Below are 15156 nucleotides of genomic sequence, written 5' to 3' on the forward strand. Positions count from 1 at the left end.
GTAGCAATGACTGGCATGTGGCGCCCGCTATGCGCTGCGGGCCCGGCTTGTCCAGCGGGCGCCCGACAGAAGCTGTGGATGACGTCACCCGCGCGGCAGGCGGAGCGTCGCCACGAAGCCGCGTTCCCCGTCAAGGTGCAGCTGCCCGCCATGCAGTTCGGCCACGGCCTGCACCAGGCTGAGGCCCAGGCCATTGCCGGGCGTCGTCCGGCTCGCGCTGCCGCGATAGAAGCGGCGGGCCAACCGCGCGACTTCGTCCGCCGCCACCCCGGACCCGCCATTCGCCACGGCCAGCGCGACTTCCTCCGCCTCCACCGTGAGGCGCAGGGTAATCTGCGTGCCGACAGGCGTATGGACCACCGCATTGTCGAGCAGATTGGCGAGCGCCTGCGCCAGCAATTCGCGGTGCCCGGCGCGCGTGACGCCGGGAGCCACCTCGATCGCGAAGCTCCGCCCGCCATCGACAATTGCCGCCTCGAAGGTCTCGCCCACCGCCAGCGCCAGCGCGGACAGATCGAGCGCCACAAAGTCGCGTACCAGCCCGCCGCCTTCGACCTCGCTGATCCGCAGGATAGCGCCGAACAGCCGCAACAGCTCGTCTCCCAGCGCGATTGCCCGCTCGGCGGCGCCTTCCACTTGCCCGACTTGGTCGAGCTGGTTGCGCAAGCGCAGCAGCGGCGTGCGGAGATCGTGCGCGACGTCGCTGGAGACCTGCCGCAGATTGGCCATGAGGGCACCGATACGGTCGAGCATCGCGTTGAGCCCGCTTGCCACCTCGTCGAACTCGTCGCCGCGTACACCGATCGGCACCCGCACGGCGAGATCGCCACCGATGATCGCGCGCGCGGTGTCGCGGATCGGCAGCAGCCGCCCGCGGAGATACCGCCCGAGCAGCAGCGCGCCTGCCAACCCCAGCACCAGCACGATGCCGAAGGCGGCGGCGAACAGGGTGAGGACGGTCGCGTCGATCCGCTCGATCGTCTCGGAATCGACCGCGACCACCAACCGGCCGCCGTCGCCCAGCACGACCGTGCGCGCGCGGGCATGGTCCTCCCCTTCGCTGGGGTCGACAAAGGTCAGCAGCCCCCAGCCCGGCGCAGGCGCGGACACCGCCAGGGAGCCCGCCACCCGGCGTCCGCTGCGATCGAACAGCGCATAGAGGAAGGCGCGCGGGCCCTTGGCGGCCTCGCGCGAGGCGATCTCCTCGCCCAGATGGCCGCCCCGCCCTTCGTTGAGCAGCGTCGCCACTTCCTCGGCGATCGCCTGGTCGCGGGTGCGGCGGAACTCGGCATCGGCGGCGAAATAGACGGCGATGCCGAGCATCAGCATCGCTGTCGCGAACGCCGCCGAGTACAGGAAGGCGATGCGATAGGCCGCGCTCAGCCGGCGCTCAGCCATCGCCGAGCATCCGGTAGCCGAGGCCGCGGACCGTTTCGATCGGGTCGCGATCGAAGCCATGGTTGAGCTTGGCGCGCAGGCGGCTGAGGTTGCTCTCGACGATGTTGGTGGTCGGGTCGAAGGTGAAGCCCCAGACATGCTCGAGCAGCATCGTCCGCGTCACCACCCGACCGGCATTGCGCATCAGTTGCTCGAGCAGCGCGAACTCGCGCGGCTGGAGCAGGATGGCGCGGCCGCCGCGCACCGCCTCCCGGCGCAGAAGGTCGAGCGTCACGTCTCCCACCGCCAGTCGCATCGCCGCCGCATCGGGCTGGAGCCGGCGACCAAGCGCGTGCAACCGCGCGATCAGTTCCTCGATCGCGAACGGCTTGACCAGATAGTCGTCGGCGCCGGCGTCCAGTCCCTCCACCCGGTCGCCGATCCCGCCAAGCGCGGTGAGCATCAGCACGGGGGTGCGGACCTGCGCATCGCGGAGTGCTCGCAGCACGCTGATCCCGTCCAGCGCGGGCAACATGCGATCGAGGAGCAGCAGGTCGAAAGCACTTTCCAGCGCGATCGCCAGTGCAGCTTCCCCATCGGCGGCATGCACCACCTCGTGGCCCAGCACGCGCAGCTCGGCGCCGAGAAAGGCGGCGGTTTCGGCATCGTCTTCGGCGATCAGCAGGCGCATGCGGTGTGGCGGGCTCCCTGGCCTGTCCTCTAGCGCGAGGCCGGTTCGCCCGCGCATTATATTTTCCCAATGTAGCCGCCGCCGGTGGCAGGCTTCCTACGATCTCGGCAAATAGACGGCGCCCGCTTCCTGGAGAACCGATCTCATGCTGCGCCTCGTTTCCGCGATCGCCCTGCTTGCGCTTTCTGCTCCGACTACCCCGCAGTACAAGCTTTCCGGCAGCATTGCCGGTCCCGACGGCGGCTGGGACTATGCCCAAGTCGATCCGACGACGAACATGCTCTTCGTCGCGCGCGCGGAGGCCGTGACGGCGGTGGATCTCGCTCACGGTACCGTGCGCTCGATCGGCACGATCGCCAGGGCCCATGCCGTGCTGCCGCTGCCCGGCGGCCGGTTGCTGGCGACCAGCGGCAACGACGCCAGTGTCCGCATTCTCGACCAGGCCAGCGGCGCCGAGCGCGCCCGGATCGCGGTCGGCAAGAAGCCCGATGCCGCAGTGCTGAACGCCGATCGCAGCCGCGCCTATGTGATGAACGCCAAGGACGGCAGCGTGTCGGAAATCGATACCGCCGCCGCCAAGCTCGTCCGCACCATCACGGTGCGGCCGGGGCTCGAATCGGTCGTGCTGGTCGGCAACCGGCTCTATGCGAACAACGAAGAGGCGAACGCCGTCGAGGTGATCGACCTTGCCGCGGGCAAGGCGCTGGCGCCGATCGCGCTGCCGGGCTGCGACGGCCCGACCGGGCTCGGGCTCGATGCGAAGAACGGCCGCCTGATCAGCGCCTGCGCCAACCGCAAGGCGGCCGTGGTCAGCCTCGCAAGCCGGCGCCTTACCGCGCTCATCGATATCGGCGGCGGCCCCGACGCGGTGATCGTCGATGCGGCGCGTGGCTTCGCCTTCATCCCCTGTGGCCGCGACGGGACGCTCGATCTGCTCTCGCTGCGCGCGCCCGGCGCGGTGCGCCGGATCGGCCGGGTAAAGACCGAAGTGGGCGCACGAACCGGCGCGCTCGATCCCCACAGCGGCGCGCTCTATCTGCCCACCGCCCGCTTCGCCGTGCCTGTGCCCGATACCGACCGGCCGGTGCCGCTGTCCGGCAGCTTCCATGTCCTGACCGTGCGGCCGGCGTGAACGCACGACACACCCTTGGCTGCACCCTGCCGGCGCTGGCGCTGCTTGCGGGGTGCATGCGCTACCAGCCGGCCCCGGTCATCCTGGGGGAGCGCGCGCAGGCATTGGCCGCCGCACAATTCGATCCGGCGGCGATCCAGGCCGACGCACGGCGAATCGCCCCCGATGCCGCCCCCGCGGGGCTCGACCGGCTCGCCCTGTTCGCGGCGCTGCTGACGCGCGACCCGAAGATCGCCCAGGCCCGCGCCGCAATCGCCACCGCGGCGGCGGAAGCACGCTCGAGCCGCCATGCGGTGGGGCCGACCTTCACGCTCAGCACCGAATACGCCCATGATCCCTCGGCGAGCTCGCCCTGGCTGCTCGGCGGCGCGGCAAACCTGCCGCTTGATCGCGGGCAGCAGCGCCAGGCTCGGCTCGACCGGGCCGACCTCGCCGTGCTGATCGCCCGCGACGATTATGCCGAGACCGTGTGGAGCGAGCGGATGGCGCTGCGCCGCGCGTTGATCGACGGCGCGATCGCCGCGCGGCAGGTGGCGGCGGGCGAGGCGATCGCTACTCTGCACGCCCGCCAGATCGCCGCGCTCGAACGCCAGGCACAGGCCGGCGCTATTCCGGGGGCATCGCTCTCCCCCTATCGCGCGCTCCAGGCGCAGGAGCGGCGCGCGACCGAGGATGCGCGCAGTCGCCAGATCGCCGCGCGTGCAGCGATCGCGGGGCTGCTGGCGGTGCCGGTTGCCGCCTTGGCCGACCAGCCGATGGTCTGGCCGGAATTCGACAGACCATCGGCCGAGCCGGCGGTGACGATCACCCCGGCGCTGCGGCTTCAGGCGGTCACCGCCCGCGCCGACGTGCTGCGCGCGCTCGCCACCTACGACCAGACCGACGCCGATGTCCGGCTGGAGATCGCCCGGCAATATCCGACGATCAGCCTGGGCCCCGGCTATACCTGGGAGCGCGGCCTGGTGAAGCTGCCGCTGGCGATCAACCTCGCCCTGCCGAGCTTTGATCGCAACCGTGCCGCGATCCGCACTGCGCTCGCCAAGCGCGACGAGGCGGCGGCGGCGATCGACACGGTGCTCACGACCGCGCAGGCCGAGATCGACGCCGCGCTGGTCGAACGTCGCGCCGCGATGGTGGCGCTCACCCGGTTACAGACTAGCGAACTGCCGCAACTCGATGCCGCCGCAGCGCAGGCCGAGGCCAGGCTGTCGCGCGGCCAGATCGCTCGCGCCGACTGGGTCGATGCGCAGATCGCGGCACAGACCGCCCGGCTCAATGCGCTCGATCTGCTGGCACGGGTGCAGACCGCCGAGGCCGCGCTCGAGAATGCATTGCGGCGCCCGATCGAGGGGCCGGAAACCAGGATCAGGCCGGACCGGCTGGAGGACGTACGATGAAGGGTGGAACTGCCGGCGCGCTGGCGCTGGGCAGCGCGGCGCTGGGCGCGTTGCTGATGTGGGTTGCGATGCCCGACAAGGACAATGCCGAACGGGACGAGAAGAAGCCCGCCGCCGAGGCTGCCGCGCCGGCAGCCGGGCCGGTGCTGGATGCCGAGGCGCAGCGCGCCGCCGGAATCGTGATAGTGCCGGTTGCCGCAGCAAGCGCCAGCGGCGGCCGCACCGCCTATGCCCGGGCGATCGACCTCAGCCCGCTCGCCGCCCTTGCTGCAGACGCGGAAACGGCGCGGGCTGCGGTGGCAGCGTCGGCGCGCCAGCTCGAGCGGCTGACCGCGCTCGCCGGTGCGGACCAGAGCGCCGCGCAGCGCGACGTCGAGACGGCGCGCGCGCAGCTTGTCGCCGACCGTGCGCGCCTCGCACTCGCCTGTCGCAAGATCGGCCTCGATTTCGGTGCGGGGCTGGAGCGGATCGGCTGCAACGGTATCTCGATGCTTGTCCGGCAGGCAGCCACCGGCCAGGCCGCCTTGCTCCGCATCGACTCGACCAGCAGCACGCTGCCCGCCGGCGGCACTCTCCGCGTCGGCGATATGGGCGTCACCGCACAGATCCTTGGCCCCGCCGTGGCGGCGGATGCCCAGCTGCAATCCGCAGGCGTGCTGGCGCTGGTGCGCGGTCCCCAGGCGGCGCAGCTCGGTGTCGGCCGCGTCCTGGCCGCCCAGCTTGGCAGCATTGGACAAAGCGGCGTGCTCGTCCCGCGCGCCGCGCTGATGCGGGCCGATGGCGGCATGTTCGTCTATCGCCCGGCGAAGGACGGTCGCTTCATCCGCGTGGCACTCAGCGGTGCGGTGCCGCTCGACGGCGGGTGGTTCGTGCCCGGCGGCCCGCTGAAGCCCGGCGACAGGATCGTCGTGTCGGGCGCGACCACGCTGCTCGGCCTCGAACGCGCGCCCGTTCCGGCGGAAGCCGACTGATGCTGCACTGGATCGTCCGCCAGGCACTACGCTTCCCCTGGCTCATCGTCTTTCTCTCGGCACTGCTGCTGGTGCTCGGCGTGCAGACGGTGCGCCACGCCGCCTATGACGTCTTCCCCGAATTCGTGCCGCCTCAGGCGACGGTGCAGACCGAAGCGCCCGGCTATGTCGCCGAGCAGGTGGAGACACTCGTCACGCGCCCGATCGAGGCGATCGTCGGCGGCACCAACGGCGTCGAGACGGTGCGCTCCGAAACGATCCAGGGCCTCTCGGTGCTCACCATCACCTTCAAGGCCGGGATCGACCCGTTCCGCGCTCGGCAGCAGGTGGCCGAAGCGCTGGCCGACGCGCGCAGCCAGCTCCCCGCCAATGTCGGCACGCCGGTGATCACCCCGCTCACCTCCTCGACGATGGACCTGCTCAAGATCGGCTTCGTCACCGACCGGCTGAGCCCGATGGCGCTGCGCGACCTCGTCCAGTGGACCGTGCGCCCCCGCCTGATCGCCGCCCCCGGCGTCGCCCGCGCCAATGTGTTCGGCGGCGACCGGCGACGGATCGAGGTGCGCGTCCGCCCCGCCGATCTGGTTGCGCGGCACGTCACCATCGCCGATGTCGCGGCGGCGACGCAGCGAGTGCTCGCGATCAACGGCGGCGGCTTTGCCGAGACGCCCAACCAGCGCATCCTGATCGCGCCGGACACCGGCAGCCTGACCCCGGCCGCCATCGCCAATACCGTCCTCACCGCCGGCAGCACCGGCGGCGGCCTGCGGATCGGCGACGTGGCCGACGTGGTGGAAGCCCCCGCGCCTGCGTTCGGCGATGCGCTGATCATGGGCCGGTCGGGCGTGCTGATGACGCTCTCCAGCCAATATGGCGCCAACACGCTCGACACCACCCGCACCGCCGAGGCCGCGCTGGCCGAGCTGATGCCCGCGCTCAAGGCACAGGGCGTCACCGTCTATCCGGCGATGCACCGCCCGGCCAATTTCATCGAGACGGCACTGGCCGGCATCGAACGCGACCTGCTGATCGGCGCGGCGATGATCGCGCTGGTGCTGCTGCTGTTCCTGCGCGACCTGCGCGTGGCGGCGATCACCTTCCTCTCGATCCCGCTGTCGCTGCTCGCCGCGCTGATGATCCTCGATTGGGCCGGCCAGACGATCAACACGATGACGCTGGGCGGCCTGGCGGTCGCGCTGGGCGTGGTGATCGACGATGCGATCGTCGACATCGAGAATATCGTCCGCCGCCTGCGCGAGGCGCCCGAGGGCGCCGATCGCCGCGCGCTGATCGCCGAGGCCTCGGTCGAGGTGCGCGGGCCGGTGGTCTACGCCACCTTCGTGCTGGCGCTGACCATCCTGCCGATCCTGTTCCTCACCGGGCTGCAGGGCGCCTTCTTCGCCCCGCTCGCGCTGGCTTTCCTGCTGGCGACGCTGGCCTCGCTGGTGGTGGCGATGACGGTAACGCCGGCGCTGGCCCTGCTGTTGCTCGGGCGCGGCACGCCGCATGCCGAGCCGCGGCTGCTCACCCGCTTCAAGGACTGGCACGGCCGCGCCACGGGACGGCTGCTGCGCTTTCCGGCGGCGATCGCGCTGGCCACCGCGGGGATCGGCGTCGCGGCGCTGCTGGTCGCGGCGCAGTTCGGCGGCGAGCTGCTGCCGGCGTTCCGCGAGCGCCATTATGTGCTGCAGCTGACCGGCCCCGCCGGCGCCTCGCTCGACTGGATGCGGCGCACCGGCACCGGCGTCTCGCGCGCGCTGCTGGCGCTGCCGGAGGTGCTGAGCGTCGAGGAACAGATCGGCCGCGCCGAGGCGGGCGAGGACACCTGGGGCCCCAACCGCGCCGAATTCCATGTCCGGCTGAAACCGGTGAGCGGCGCAGGCGAGGATGCCGCGCTGGGCAGGATCCGCGCGCTGCTGGCCAAGGTGCCGGCGGTGCAGAGCGAAGTCACCACCTTCCTCGGCGACCGCATCGGCGAGTCCCTCTCGGGCGAGACCGCCGCGGTGTCGGTAAGCGTGATGGGTGCCGATCTCGACACGCTCGATCGCGTCGCCGGCGCGGTCGCGGGGGTGCTCCGCGCCACGCCGGGGGCTGCCGATGTGCAGGTGAAGCTGCAACCGGGAACGCCGGTGCTCCGCGTCGCGCTGGATGCCCAGCGGATGGCGGTGCGCGGGATCGATCCCGCCGGGGCTGCCCAGGCGATCGAGGCGGTGTTCGAGGGCGTGCCGGCGGGCCAGCTCACGCTTGCCGATCGCATCGTACCCGCCGTCATCACCGTGCCGACGGCATTGCGGCAGGATCCCGAGGCGATCGGCGCGATGCTGGTGCGCGGCGCTGCCGACCAGGCCGTGCCGCTCGAGCAGATCGCCACGATCGGGCTGGAGGAAGGCCGCACCACGATCGCGCACGAAGGCGGCCAGCGGCGGCAGGTAGTGACGGCCAATGTCCGCTCGGCCGACGTCTCCGGCTTCGTCGCCGCGGCGCGCGCCAAGGCGGCGGGGCTGACGCTGCCGCCGGGGGTCTATCTTTCCTGGGGCGGGGCAGCCGAGGCGCAGGCGGCAGCGGCGCGGCAGCTGGCCGGCCATGTCGCGCTGGCGGCGATGGCGATCGTCGCGCTGCTGATCCTCGCCTTTCGCGGGGTGAGGCCGGCGCTGCTCATCCTCGCCGGCATGCCGCTGGCGATGGCGGGCGGGGTGGCCGCGGTGGCGCTGGGCGGCGGCGTGCTGTCGCTCGGCGCCTTGGTCGGCTTCGTGACACTGTTCGGGATTTCGGCGCGCAACGCGATCCTGCTGGTCGCCCATGCCGATCATTTGGTCGATCAGCAAGGCGCTGCCTGGAACACCGAGACGCTGCTCCGCGCGGTGCGGGAGCGGGTGACGCCGATCCTGATGACCGCCCTGATCACCGCCTTCGGCCTGCTGCCGCTCGCGCTGGAGAGCGGCCAGGCCGGACGTGAGGTGCAGGGGCCGATGGCGGTGGTGATCCTCGGCGGGCTGTTCAGCTCGCTGGTGCTGACGCTACTGCTGCTGCCCGCGCTGATGTGGCGGTGGCGGAGATCCGCAGACTAGGCCCCTCCTCCTCGGAGGAGGGGTTGGGGGTGGAGGGATGCCAGAACGCACGTTGGTCTCTGCGAGACTCTGCCCCACCCCAACCCCGCATCAGGTGAACAGCGCCCCGCGCTGTTCAGGCCATGCCGGGGGCATGGCCGGCCTGATGCGCCTGAAGGGGAGGGGATTGAAAGCCCTCAGAACTTCACCCGCATGTCGACCAGGAACGAGCGCGGCGGCAGGAAGCTGAACTGGTCGCCCTGGCCATAGCCGGTCTGATAGCTGGTCCCGCTGACCGTCGTCGTCGGCGCGCCCGAGCCGCTGTTCGCGATCGCGGTGATCGCCCGGCTGTTGAACACGTTCGAAACGGTTGCCCCAAGCCGAAGATGCTGGCCGATGTCCTGGCTCACCGAGGCGGTGCCGATGCCATAGGGGCGGATGCGATAGAGCCGCGGTCCCGGCGCGCCGCTGAATTCGGTGGCATATTGCGGGCCGGTGATCTTCTGGTCGAACGACAGGCGGAAGCCGTTCTTGGCGTAGACGAAGCCCGCCGCCGCCGTGGTGAACGGTGCCTTGGCGATCTGCGCGTCGGTCTGCACGCTGTGCGCATAGTTGTACGAGCCGTTGGCGAACAGCGTCAGCCCATGCACCGGCATCACGCTCGCGCCGCCCTCGACGCCCTTGTAGTGCACCCGGCCGATGTTCACGAGCAGCGTCGTGTCGCAGCCCACCGTGGTGCAGGTGCCGATCTTGTTGTTGACGTCGATGATATAGGCATCGGCGTCCAGCGACACCTTGGCGCCGTGCCAGACGGTGCCGACCTGATAGTTGGTCGTGGTCTGCGGCTTGAGTGCATCCAGCGCGGTCGAAAGGCTGCCCGAAGCCGAATAGAAGCTCGACAGGTCCGGCACATACATGCCCTGGGCATATTGGCCGTAGAAGGACCAGCTGGGCGTCACCCGCCAGTTGGCGGTGAGGAAGGGCAGCGTCTTGGTCCAGGTCGCGCTGGTGTCGAGCGGCGCGCGCGTCTTCTGGTTGAGCGCCGCGTCGACGCCGCGGGTGAAGTGGACATATTTCACGCCCGGGGTGATCGACACCCCGTCGACCGGCCGGATCTCCAGCTCGCCGAACAGCTGATACTGGTTCCAGGTCGAATGCTGGACGAAGTTGATGTTCGCCTGGGAAATCGGCGGCAGCGCATTGGCGGCGGCGGTGCCGCTGCCGTTGTTGAACTTCTCGTTGAAGCTCGGCAGGCCGGTGGTGCGATCGAGATCGAAATTGTGCCGGTCGGTCACGGCATATTCGTACCAGCCGCCGACCCGCAGCTTGCCCAAGCCGAAGTCGTAATCGACCTGGCCGATATAGCCGAACACGCGGTACTTGTTCAGCTTGTTGTAGCCCAGGATATCAGTCGCCGGGCCGTTCACCGCCTTGTAGGGCGAGGCCGCGGTGCCCGCGCCGGTGAAGCCGGTCACCACCGTGCCGGTGTTCCCGGACAGCGTGTTGTTGGTGTAGCCGTACATGTACGCGCGATTGTCCATCGACACGCCGCTGCCGAGCTGGGTCTGCAGGCGCAGATAGGAGAAGTCGGTCGTCTTGTCGGTGCGATTGTAGCGCCAATAATCCTGCTGGGTGGGATCGTTGCCCATCCCGTAATTCCTGCCATAGACGCCGATCTGCGAGGTCGCCGCACAGTTCTCGCCGGTCAGCTGGGTAAGCGGCTGGCCGTCGGTGCCCAGCGCCGCGTTGGCGAAGCCCGTCACGCCCTTGGTCGCGCTGCCGCAGCTCGCGCCCTTCAGCACGTCCGACTGATAGTAGAAGTTGCGGTTCCAGCTGCTCATCACCGTCAGCGTGTTGGCCGTGCCGATCGGCACTACCGCCTTGCCGAACAGGTTCTTGGAGCCCACCGGCGACCAAGTCAGCGCGCCATCGGATTCGAGATACTGGCCGGCCAGCACGAAGCGCGCGCCGCCCAGCTTCTCGATCCGGCCGCTCTGCACCTCGGCCCGGCCGATGAAGCTGTTCCAGTTGCCGAGAATCGCCTCGGCTTGGCCGCCGGCCGTGTCGCTCACCGCGCGCGAGTAGAGATTGACGTTGCCGCCATAGGTCGCCTGGCCGAGCTGGCTGGCGTTGCCGGGGCCACGATCGACCACCACCGTCTCGATCGTATTCGAGGGGAAGAAGGCGGTGGAGTGGTGCGTCGGGTTGTTGGTGTCGGCGAAGGGAATCGAATCGTAGGTGACGTTGTATTCGCCGTCCTGGAAGCCGCGGATCGTCACCTTGGTCTCGGAAAAGCCGAAGCCGTTGCCCGCGCCCGACAGCGACACGCCCGGCGTCAGCAGCACCAGCGTGTTGAAGTCCGCGGTCGGGATCGCGTGATCGATATAGTCGCGGCCTACCGCCGATTGCGGCTGGGTGGTGGCGAGCGACACGGTCAGCGGCGCGGCTTCCGCCGTGCGCGACCCGGTGACGATGATGTCCGAGGACGTGAGCGACTGCTTGTCGTTCGCCTGGCCCGCCTGGTTGGCGCTGCTGGTCTGGTCGGCAGGTGGTGCGGGCGGGTTCTTGTCCGGGTCCGCATGGGCAAGGGCCGGAAGCAGGATCGCGCCTGCGGCAAGCAGGGCGGCGCGCGACGAAAGCAGTTTCATGGTCTTCCTCATCATCGGCTGAAGTTCATGGGCTGGGCACGGCCGTTCCGCCGCTGCGAGGCGGACACCATGGGCGCGCGACCGCGCGCGGCGATCCGCATGCGCGGCCGCCGCCAGAGCGCTGGCAATCATCGATGCTTCCCCTTTTCCCCAGTTCCCGGCCGGTCGGGTCCGCCGCCGGGTGCACCGTCCGGCTAGGTCTGGCCGATGACGTCTCTGTTACGATCGGGTGTGGATCGGACCCGAAAGCGGCTACATTGCAAACTTAGAATGTTCCGATCATCCCGCTGTCATCGTCGCCATGCCACAAGCGGCGCGGCGACGGGCCCCGCTCCGACCGCCTCCATCCACCTCGCAGGAAAGACCGTCGATGCGCCGCTGGCACAAGTTTCTCGCTCCCTGGTTCGCGCTGATCCTGTTCGTGCTCGCGCTGACCGGCGTGGCAACGCAGATGACCTCGCTGCTCGATACCCGTCCCGCCGCGACGGCACCGAAGGACGGCAAGGAGGCCAAGGCACCGACGGACGCCAAGCCTGCGCAGAAGCCGCAAAGCGCGATGCGGAGCTGGAACCGCTGGGTGAAGCATCTCCATTCGGGCGAGTCGCTCGGTCCGGTAGGCATCGCCCTCAACCTGGCGGGGGGCCTGGCGCTGCTGTTCTTCGCCGCCTCCGGCTTCTGGATGTACCTGTCGATGGCGCTCAGGCTGCGGCGGGGCCGGCGGGCACAGCTGCGCTGAGCGGATCGTTCGCCGGGATCCGCACCCGCACCTCCAGGCCCGGCGCCGCTTCGCCCAGATCGAGCCGGCCCCGGTGGAAGCGCACGATCGCCTGCGCGATGGCGAGCCCCAGGCCGCTGCCGCGCACATCCCCCGCCGCCGCGCCGCGTTCGAACGGCCGGACGACGCGCTGACGGTCGCCCGGCGCCAGGCCGGGCCCGTCGTCGCGGATCGTGATCACCGCCGCCTCCCCGTCCCGCTCCAGTGACAGCCGTGCGCTGGTGCCGGCCGGGGTGTGGGTCGCGACATTCTCCAGCAGGTTGATCAGCAGCTGGTTGATCAGATCGGCATCGCCGGTGATCGTCACATCGTCGAGCCGCCCGACATCGAGCCGTCCGCCATGATCGGCGAGCACCGGCTCCATCGTATCGGCGACGTCCTCGATCAGCGGGCGCAGCGGCAGCGGCGCCATCGCGCTGGGCAGGCGGCCGGTCTCGATCTCCGCCAGGCGCAGCAGCGCGTCGAAGATGGCGATGATCGCCGCGCATTCGCGCTCGGCCCGCTCATAGGGCACCGGCCGCCCGCCCGCCCCTTGCGCCAGCAGCGTCCGCAACCGGGTTAGCGGCGTGCGCAGGTCGTGCGCGAGGTTGCTGGAGAAGAGCTGCTGCGCGCGCACCAACTCCTCCATCCGGTCGAGCATGCGGTTGAGGCTGTGCGCCTGCACCGCGAACATCCCGTCCAGCCGATCGGTGGGAATGCGGCGGCTGAGATCGCCCGCGGCGATGGCATCGGCAGCGTTCTGCGTCTCCAGCAGCCGGTTGGCGGTCAGCCGCGCGAACAGCAACGTGGCAGAGACGCCCATCACCACCGCGACCAGCGAGATCAGCAGCACCACGCTGGGCAGCAGCGCGTGGAGATTCTCCGCCGCCTCGCTGTGCTGGACGATCACGAACAGGCTGCCGCCGGGCGTGCGCGTCGCCATCGCCCGGCCGGTCTGGGGCGACCGGCCGCCGCCATAGAAGCTGACATCGGTCAGCCCCGGCGCCGGCGGCCCAAGCTCGAGCCGGCCCGCCAGCCGACGTCCCTGCCCGTCGAACAGCAGATAGGTACGCTCGCTCAGCACCTTGCGACGCTGCCAGTCGGCGATCCGCTCGATCAGCTCCGCATCGGTCACCCGGTGGCCGTCGGGCGGCGCCAGATATTTGGCGGTATGGTAACGCAGCGATGCGTCGATCCGGCTGGACACCCAGGCATCGGCCGCGCTGAAGGCGATCATCCCCACCGCCGCCATGGCAAGGGCAAAGGCGATGCCCGCCTGGATCGCCAGCCGCCCCACCCCGCCGCGCGGCGCCGCCAGCCCCGGCGTCAGAGGCATCGGTCGGACCGCAGGATATAGCCCGCGCCCCGCTGCGTCTCGATCGGATCGCAGCCGAGGTCGAGCAGCGCCGCACGCAGCCGGCTCATGTTGCTCTCCACGATGTTGGTCGTCGGCGAGAAACGATAGGCCCAGACGCGCTCGAGCAGCATCGAGCGGGTCACCAGCCGGTCGGCGTTGCACATCAAGTGTGCGAGCAGCGAATATTGCTTGCGGTTGAGCACCAGCGCGGCGTCGCGGAAGCTGGCGCGATGGCCGGCGGGATCGAGCTGGAGCTTGCCCACCTCGATCCGCGCGCCTTCCGGCCGCGGCTGGTTGCGCCGGGCGATCGCCGCCAGCCGCGCCGCAAGCTCGTCGATGTCGAACGGCTTGGTGAGATAGTCGTCGGCGCCGACCCGCAGCCCCTCGATGCGATCGTTGACCGATCCCAGCGCGCTGAGGATCAGCACCGGCACCGTGCTGCCCTTGCTGCGCAAGCCGTCGAGCACCGCAAGGCCGTTGGTATCGGGCAGCAGCCGGTCGAGGACGATCGCATCGTGCGCGGCGGGCTCGAACGCGGCGAGGGCCTCGCCGCCGCTGCGGGCGAGGGTCGCGTCATGGCCATGCTGGTGCAGGCCGGTCAGGATGTGATCCGCGATCACCGGATCGTCTTCGACGACGAGAATGTGCAAGGGCGGCGCTCCGAAAGCGCATGCCTGCGCCCGGCACGTTACGCTTCTATGGCAGTGCCCGCCTGCCCCCCGCTCAGATCAGCCCGCGCGGCGTATCGGGATCGGCTTCCTCGACGACATTGCCCCGCGGCAGGGCCGCGCTCCCGTCGCCGCGCGACCGCTCGGCAAAGGCCTGGTGGATCACGCTGCCCGGCGGCACGCTCTCGGTGAGCCAGACATTGCCGCCGATGACCGCCCCTGCCCCGACAGTAACGCGCCCGAGAATGGTCGCGCCGGCATAGATCACCACATCGTCCTCTACGATCGGGTGCCGCGCCACGCCCTTCGTCAGCGTGCCATCCGCCTCGGACGGGAAGCTGCGCGCGCCGAGCGTCACCGCCTGGTAGATCCGCACGCGATCGCCGACGATCGCCGTCTCGCCGATCACCACGCCATTGCCGTGATCGATGAAGAAGCTGTGGCCGATGCTGGCGCCGGGATGGATGTCGATACCGGTCTGGCCATGGGCGATCTCGGCGAGCACGCGGGCGATCAGCGGCGCGCCGTGCCGGTAGAGGCTGTGCGCCAGCCGATAGGGAATGACTGCCTGGATGCCCGGATAGCAGATCAGCACCTCGTCGACGCTGCGGGCGGCGGGATCGCCCGCATACGCCGCCTCGATATCGGTATCGAGCACGCGGCGGATATCCGGCAGTTCCTGGGCGAAGGCGCCGACGATCCGCCCGGCCTCCGCACGCGCCTCGGGCTCCGGGGTCGTGCAGCGCGCCAGGATTTCGAGCAGCACCTGCTCGCGCAGCGCAGCCAGGGCCCGGCCGAGCGCCTGTTCGACATAGGCCGCTTCCGTGTCCGCCTGCACCGAACTCGGTCCCAGCCGCAGCGGGAACAGTGCGCCGGAAAGGTCCGACAGGACCAGCTCCAGCCGCCGCCGCGACGGGAAGCGGAGCCGGGCGCATTCGCCCGGGCGGTGCGCGGCCCGCCAGTCTTCACGTGCCTGAAACAGCCCGGCGGCGATTTCGGCGACATCCCAGTCGGCCCAGTCGGCGGTGTCGGGCAGGTCCTTGGGCTCGGAATACGCAGTCATCGGCCGATTGATATCCCAAGTCCGGTCGCGTGGTAGAGATAAGAGCTACGC

At 70.2% G+C, this 15156-nt stretch carries 11 protein-coding genes; 5 read left to right on the forward strand and 6 right to left on the reverse strand.

All coding sequences use genetic code 11. The annotated features are described in order from the left end of the window. Window positions 1–84: 84 nt before the first annotated feature. Entirely contained in the window at window positions 85–1398 is a 1314-nt protein-coding gene (locus QZ814_RS12935; protein ID WP_294332846.1) for a HAMP domain-containing sensor histidine kinase, read from the reverse strand. Continuing rightward, window positions 1391–2068, reverse strand: coding sequence for a response regulator transcription factor (locus QZ814_RS12940; RefSeq protein WP_294332847.1), 678 nt, complete (start codon window positions 2066–2068; stop codon window positions 1391–1393). The genes QZ814_RS12935 and QZ814_RS12940 overlap by 8 nt, the downstream gene beginning before the upstream one ends. A 145-nt stretch (window positions 2069–2213) precedes the next feature. On the opposite strand from QZ814_RS12940, the gene QZ814_RS12945 reads away from it, so the two are divergent. Genes QZ814_RS12945 through QZ814_RS12960 form a run of 4 tightly spaced genes read left to right on the forward strand, consistent with a single transcriptional unit; the run spans window position 2214 to window position 8636 of the window. After that, complete coding sequence (locus tag QZ814_RS12945) at window positions 2214–3200, forward strand: YncE family protein (protein WP_294332848.1); 987 nt, start codon at window positions 2214–2216, stop codon at window positions 3198–3200. Next, window positions 3197–4597, forward strand: coding sequence for a TolC family protein (locus tag QZ814_RS12950; RefSeq protein ID WP_294332849.1), 1401 nt, complete (start codon window positions 3197–3199; stop codon window positions 4595–4597). Before QZ814_RS12945 ends, QZ814_RS12950 begins: the two co-directional genes overlap by 4 nt. Further along, entirely contained in the window at window positions 4594–5568 is a 975-nt protein-coding gene (locus QZ814_RS12955) for a hypothetical protein (RefSeq protein ID WP_294332850.1), read from the forward strand. Before QZ814_RS12950 ends, QZ814_RS12955 begins: the two co-directional genes overlap by 4 nt. Then, the gene (locus QZ814_RS12960; protein ID WP_294332851.1) at window positions 5568–8636 is read left to right on the forward strand and encodes an efflux RND transporter permease subunit; all 3069 of its coding nucleotides are present in this window, start codon (window positions 5568–5570) and stop codon (window positions 8634–8636) included. Before QZ814_RS12955 ends, QZ814_RS12960 begins: the two co-directional genes overlap by 1 nt. 176 nt (window positions 8637–8812) lie before the next feature. On the opposite strand, the gene QZ814_RS12965 is transcribed toward QZ814_RS12960, so the two are convergent. After that, entirely contained in the window at window positions 8813–11263 is a 2451-nt protein-coding gene (locus tag QZ814_RS12965; RefSeq protein ID WP_294332852.1) for a TonB-dependent receptor, read from the reverse strand. A 301-nt stretch (window positions 11264–11564) separates the two neighbouring features. On the opposite strand from QZ814_RS12965, the gene QZ814_RS12970 reads away from it, so the two are divergent. Then, a complete protein-coding gene (locus tag QZ814_RS12970) occupies window positions 11565–11999 on the forward strand; it encodes a PepSY domain-containing protein (protein WP_294332853.1) in 435 nt (144 codons plus the stop codon). Here the strand turns inward: QZ814_RS12970 and QZ814_RS12975 are convergent. The 3 genes from QZ814_RS12975 to epsC form a co-directional block, all read right to left on the reverse strand. Then, entirely contained in the window at window positions 11962–13353 is a 1392-nt protein-coding gene (locus QZ814_RS12975) for a HAMP domain-containing sensor histidine kinase (RefSeq protein ID WP_294332854.1), read from the reverse strand. The genes QZ814_RS12970 and QZ814_RS12975 overlap by 38 nt on opposite strands. Then, a complete protein-coding gene (locus QZ814_RS12980; protein WP_294332855.1) occupies window positions 13344–14024 on the reverse strand; it encodes a response regulator transcription factor in 681 nt (226 codons plus the stop codon). The genes QZ814_RS12975 and QZ814_RS12980 overlap by 10 nt, the downstream gene beginning before the upstream one ends. Window positions 14025–14097: 73 nt before the next feature. After that, complete coding sequence (epsC, locus tag QZ814_RS12985) at window positions 14098–15105, reverse strand: serine O-acetyltransferase EpsC (RefSeq protein ID WP_294332856.1); 1008 nt, start codon at window positions 15103–15105, stop codon at window positions 14098–14100. Window positions 15106–15156 lie beyond the last annotated feature (51 nt).

Source organism: uncultured Sphingomonas sp. (genome assembly GCF_913777625.1).
GTDB lineage: Bacteria > Pseudomonadota > Alphaproteobacteria > Sphingomonadales > Sphingomonadaceae > Sphingomonas.

What these genes read in the sequence shown, in the direction of transcription:
- QZ814_RS12935 (WP_294332846.1), bottom strand. Translation starts at nt 1,398, where the DNA reads ATGGCTGAGCGCCGGCTGAGCGCGGCCTATCGCATCGCCTTCCTGTAC.
- QZ814_RS12940 (WP_294332847.1), bottom strand. Translation starts at nt 2,068, where the DNA reads ATGCGCCTGCTGATCGCCGAAGACGATGCCGAAACCGCCGCCTTTCTC.
- QZ814_RS12945 (WP_294332848.1), top strand. Translation starts at nt 2,214, where the DNA reads ATGCTGCGCCTCGTTTCCGCGATCGCCCTGCTTGCGCTTTCTGCTCCG.
- QZ814_RS12955 (WP_294332850.1), top strand. Translation starts at nt 4,594, where the DNA reads ATGAAGGGTGGAACTGCCGGCGCGCTGGCGCTGGGCAGCGCGGCGCTG.
- QZ814_RS12960 (WP_294332851.1), top strand. Translation starts at nt 5,568, where the DNA reads ATGCTGCACTGGATCGTCCGCCAGGCACTACGCTTCCCCTGGCTCATC.
- QZ814_RS12965 (WP_294332852.1), bottom strand. Translation starts at nt 11,263, where the DNA reads ATGAAACTGCTTTCGTCGCGCGCCGCCCTGCTTGCCGCAGGCGCGATC.
- QZ814_RS12970 (WP_294332853.1), top strand. Translation starts at nt 11,565, where the DNA reads ATGCCACAAGCGGCGCGGCGACGGGCCCCGCTCCGACCGCCTCCATCC.
- QZ814_RS12975 (WP_294332854.1), bottom strand. Translation starts at nt 13,353, where the DNA reads ATGCCTCTGACGCCGGGGCTGGCGGCGCCGCGCGGCGGGGTGGGGCGG.
- epsC (WP_294332856.1), bottom strand. Translation starts at nt 15,105, where the DNA reads ATGACTGCGTATTCCGAGCCCAAGGACCTGCCCGACACCGCCGACTGG.